A 1,226-nucleotide genomic window follows, 5' to 3' on the forward strand; every position below is an offset into this window, starting at 1 on the left:
ATTTGTCCCACAGCCCACTTTCTCAGACAAAAAGGATCACGGACAAAATGGCCACTGTTGCTGATCACAAAGTGAGTATGACAATGAGGACAAGTAAACAGCCCACCTAATATCCCCACTGAAGACACAATGCTTGTGTGATGACAAATCGGGCAAGTAACAGAGTATGTATTGAAGGTATCAGCGTTCATAGACAAAATGACTCAGAATAACTCAAATAGATCAAACTGACGACCCCAAGAACCCAAGTAGTAACGCTTGTAGCATAAGCGATGTGACACTTTGTTGCTCTTTATATCTAGTCTAACGCTCCTGGCAATTCCATCAACCCCCAGAATACGGATTGTAACAACTTCAAAAAATAGAGTCAGTTAACGTTCCGAAAAAAGAACAAGACCCGTATTAAAAGAAGTTAAGACAATTATCACAATAACTTATATCTGTCAAGCAATCCAGCACCCCATTGCCCCTCAATCTGTGCTATTTTGATCGTGCCAGATCTGCAACTCTTTTAATCCGGTCGTGTGCGTGAGATTGTATTGCAAGGGAGTCATAGTAATGTAATTCTGACGTAAAGCTTGTACATCCGTAGGTAAATCATCATTAATTACAGCCTGTTGTGGATCTTCAGCATCTTCTAACACTTCTCCGGCTAACCAGTAATAAGTCTTCCCACGCGGATCAACTCGCTTTTCAAACGTATCAACATAGCGACGAATGCCTTGACGAGTAATCATCACGCCCATAATATCTTTTTCAGCCACCGCCGGAATGTTAACATTGAGCAACATCGTCTGAGGCAAGGATTGTGTTTCCAATTGCTTAACCAACCGTTCCGCAAAACGAACCGCCCCCTGAAATTCTCGCCCGCAATAGCTTCCCAAACTCAACGCAATACTGGGAATTCCTTCGATCATCCCTTCCATCGCCGCCGACACCGTACCCGAGTAGAGAATATCCGTTCCCAAATTTGGCCCGTGGTTCACCCCAGAAAGAACAATATCCGGTTGTGTCTCCAGTAACCCAAACAAAGCCAACTTTACACAATCAGCCGGAGTTCCCGAACAAGCCCAAGCTTCTACTCCCGAATGAAAAACCGACTCCACCTTTTCAGCGCGAATCGGGTGATGTAAAGTCAAACCATGACCTGTTGCAGATCGTTCTTGATCGGGACAAACCACAATCACTTCATGGCCCACATCCGCCAGATGATTGGCAAGGCTACG

Annotated in this window: 1 protein-coding gene; it reads right to left on the minus strand. The window is 44.7% G+C overall.

What is annotated here, in order from left to right; all coding sequences use genetic code 11:
* Window positions 1-470 precede the first annotated feature (470 nt).
* Window positions 471-1,226: 5'/3'-nucleotidase SurE (surE, locus tag M595_RS27695; protein ID WP_023069874.1), on the minus strand; the 756-nt coding region annotated here is incomplete at its 5' end.

Origin of the sequence: Lyngbya aestuarii BL J (assembly GCF_000478195.2) — a bacterium.
Lineage (GTDB): Bacteria > Cyanobacteriota > Cyanobacteriia > Cyanobacteriales > Microcoleaceae > Capilliphycus > Capilliphycus aestuarii.